We start from the raw sequence: 3,143 nt of genomic DNA, 5'->3' as shown, positions 1-3,143 counted from the left end.
TAGCCCTAACAAGGCGTTAAAGAGGGATTCGCAACGCGTAGCATTTTCGTTATGCGTTGATTTTATTAGTTTTTAGTGTAATGCGGTGAGTTGGTAGTTGCGTTGCTCACCCCTTAACGCGGCGTTATAACGCATTTGAGTTCATCGTATATAAAGGAATGAAATGGACGAATATTGGAATCCGATGGTACCTGAATTGTCGGTATCAAACTTCACTACATCACTGAGGTTTTATTGTGAAGTTCTCGGTTTTAAGATTAGAAATCAACGAGATAATCCCGACTTTGCTTACTTGGAACTTGAAAAAATCCAGATCATGTTGGAGCAAATTCATGATGAAGCTTGGGTTACGGATAGCTTAGTCGCACCATTTGGTAGAGGCGTTAACTTTCAAATTGAGCTGTCAGATATATCTTCGATTTATGAGCGCATTCAAGCAGCAGACATCAAGTTGTTTAAAGAACTCAAAGAAACATGGTATGACATTGGCGAAATACTATCGGGTCAGAAAGAGTTTCTGATACAAGATCCGGATGGTTATCTTTTGCGTTTTACCGAGTATTTAGGTGAAAAATCCAAGTCATAGAATTGCGTTATAACAAACAATTCAAGCAGACCCTCAACGCGTGGCATTTTCGTTTTGCGTTGAGTTTAGTGATTACGGTGTTGTGCGGAAAGTTAGTAGTAGCGTTTCGGGCTACTTAATTGGGCGTTATGCTTTATTGAGCCTCAGCAAAATCAATATATAAATTTTAATGGGAAAACTTAGTCTGATTTAGAAATTTTCGTATTCTAATTCATTGATATTATGAGTTTATTGTTCTTTTTGGTGGCGATTAAAAGTTGAACGATGCTTGTGTTTTGTCGGCCAACTCTGCTCTGATAAATTGTGTACGCAAAAGGTTCGATTGTTGCTGAAAGGTCTTTTCCTTTGATGTTGTTTGCTCCTTGATTCCGCAGGCTAATTCGCTTCAACTTGTTTGGGATCTTATCGACAACAATGATTGCTGAAAGTAGGCTGGTTTGTCATTTTGAGTTAAACTGCTGCGAACAAATGAATTTTGTAAAAGTTCAATGTAATCAATAAGTAATAAAGCATAACAAACGCTTCAAGAGGGACTTCCAACGCGTGGCATTTTTATTGTGCGTTGATTTCGGTGGTTACGGTGTTATGCGGAAACTTGATAGTAGCGTTGTCAGCCCCTTAAGCGGGCGTTATAACCTTGGTGAAATTTCGATATGTTTAGTGAAATTAAACAATTTTCAGAAAAACTTGAAAGCCTAAAAGGTGGTTCAGGTTCATGTATAAGATCGGCAATGTATCATGTTGAAAAAGCAGAGGTTCTATCTGGTGTAGATCCAGAAATGTCAGTGTTCCGGCTTATTACCGCAGAAGAAGAGGCTGCTACTGCAATCTTGTTGATGTTGAAAGAGCATGGTTACGAGGGGGCAAAAGAATTAAATAAAAACAATCACCTGCATAAACAATGTCTTTACCCATACATTTGTTCGATTATTGAACTTCTCAAGTTAGACTTGAGGAAGGTATCAAACCACCCTCCCATCCTAGAGTGGGTTGATGTTGATGGTATGGATGCAATCAAATTGGGGATTCGAGTAACTATTGAGGACCAAAATTTGATCATGGAAATGAATCCACCTCTGAATTTTCGAGTTTCTCGTAACGAAGAATTGCATGACTTTAGCCATGAGCTTGTAGTCTTTCTGGAACGAAAAGGGTTTAACGATACAGTTAAGCACTTAAAGGAAAATGCCAACTTACGTAACAAATTACTGTATTCTGATGGTAAAACTATTCCAAACACTTTAGCTGATACTGACAACGGAAAATATGAAAAGCTTGGACAGTATCTACTACAAAAAGTTAACGTGCTTATTGCTATTTATTTCATGACAGCACCATACAAAAAAATGGATAAAGCACACTTTCTTGAGCAAGCATTACATAGTTACCTAAAAGTACTAAAGCATGTAAAAGGGCAACGGTTATAACAAACTGTTTAAGAGTGATTCGCAACGCGTGGCATTTTTGCCGTGCGTTGTTTTTAGTGATTAAGGTGGTATGCGGCGGCTTTTGTATTGCGTTGCTCACACCTTAACAGGGCGTTAAATTACTACTTTCACAATAGAAATAATCTTACTGAGATAGAAATGGATAAAAGAAATTATTATAAATTCGCATATGATCATTTACTGGCTATATACCCAGACAAGCCATGGGTGAAAATCATTTCAAAAATGTCGGGTAAAAATGGTAAGGCGCTAGCTATAAATAAGTTTGGTGAAAGAATGATAGCTTTTGGTCTTTTCCTTTGGGAAACCAAGCCATTTGAAAAGTGTGACTCTTATGAGAAAGGAGCAATAGCTGAAGCGCTTTTTTATAGTGGAAAATTTCTAGAATACTTAGAAACACTTCCTGATGTAACACGTAATGGTTTGAAATCTAGGTTTGGATCAGCTCTGAAAGAATCTGATGACATGAGAGCGTTAATGTTTGAAGTTTTTTCTTACTTCTATCTTGTTGATAAAGGCTACGTAGTAGAAAGTAAAGATCTGGATGGTTCTAATGAGACATTTGATTATCTAGCAACTAGTGGTGGCGAAGTTCAAGTTGAGTGTAAGTCTTTTGCTTATGATAAAGGGCTGTTTATTACCAGTGATGAAGCGCAAGTTTTACTGAGATTAATCCTAGAAAAAGGGCTCAAAGTTAAACAACCTCCCCAAAGCGCACTAACATGCGTAGAACTTGAAATGTTAAGTGGTTTCCCTAAATCTAAAAGCGGACAAAAAACACTTTTAGAAGAAGTTGATGCCGTAATCTCAGGTCGCTCAAACGATAGTGAGCTTTTTAAGGTAGGTATAAAAACATTTGCAAATTTAGATAACATTGAAAAAGAAGAAGTTTGGGAAAATATAAAATTTGAATCCGGTGGTATTGAACTTGCTTTCGCTGTTTCAGCTGTAAATGGGAAAGATAGTAGGCATGCACTCAGCACTGAGGGATCCCCTCATAATTTCCCCAAAGCGCAACCGTACCTGAATAGATTTTGAGCAAGTATGGTTGCAGCTACGAGCAAGTCTTTCCTCGTTATTGCGTAGCCAGAATGCCGCAGAACTTCCAT

General features: G+C 37.8%; 3 protein-coding genes. All 3 read left to right on the top strand.

Features of this window, described 5'->3' with window-relative positions; all coding sequences use genetic code 11:
• Positions 1 to 163 precede the first annotated feature (163 nt).
• The 3 genes from FKN93_RS17105 to FKN93_RS17090 all read left to right on the top strand — a co-directional run bounded on the left by FKN93_RS17105 (position 164) and on the right by FKN93_RS17090 (position 3,072).
• Positions 164 to 586 (top strand): VOC family protein, encoded by a 423-nt coding sequence (locus FKN93_RS17105; protein WP_148505464.1) that lies wholly within the window; start codon positions 164 to 166, stop codon positions 584 to 586.
• Positions 587 to 1,239: 653 nt separating this feature from the next.
• Complete coding sequence (locus FKN93_RS17100) at positions 1,240 to 2,013, top strand: hypothetical protein (RefSeq protein WP_157806517.1); 774 nt, start codon at positions 1,240 to 1,242, stop codon at positions 2,011 to 2,013.
• Between the two features lie 159 nt (positions 2,014 to 2,172).
• Entirely contained in the window at positions 2,173 to 3,072 is a 900-nt protein-coding gene (locus tag FKN93_RS17090; RefSeq protein WP_170905736.1) for a hypothetical protein, read from the top strand.
• Positions 3,073 to 3,143: the final 71 nt, after the last annotated feature.

Origin of the sequence: Vibrio sp. A8-1, assembly GCF_013048685.1 — a bacterium.
In the GTDB taxonomy this organism is placed as follows: Bacteria; Pseudomonadota; Gammaproteobacteria; order Enterobacterales; family Vibrionaceae; genus Vibrio; species Vibrio metschnikovii.
Note: the sequence above shows the minus strand (reverse complement) of the source record. Positions and strands in the feature narration are given on the sequence as shown.

Excerpts from the sequence above, each read along its gene's own strand:
- FKN93_RS17105 (WP_148505464.1), top strand. The coding sequence starts at position 164 with ATGGACGAATATTGGAATCCGATGGTACCTGAATTGTCGGTATCAAAC.
- FKN93_RS17100 (WP_157806517.1), top strand. The coding sequence starts at position 1,240 with ATGTTTAGTGAAATTAAACAATTTTCAGAAAAACTTGAAAGCCTAAAA.
- FKN93_RS17090 (WP_170905736.1), top strand. The coding sequence starts at position 2,173 with ATGGATAAAAGAAATTATTATAAATTCGCATATGATCATTTACTGGCT.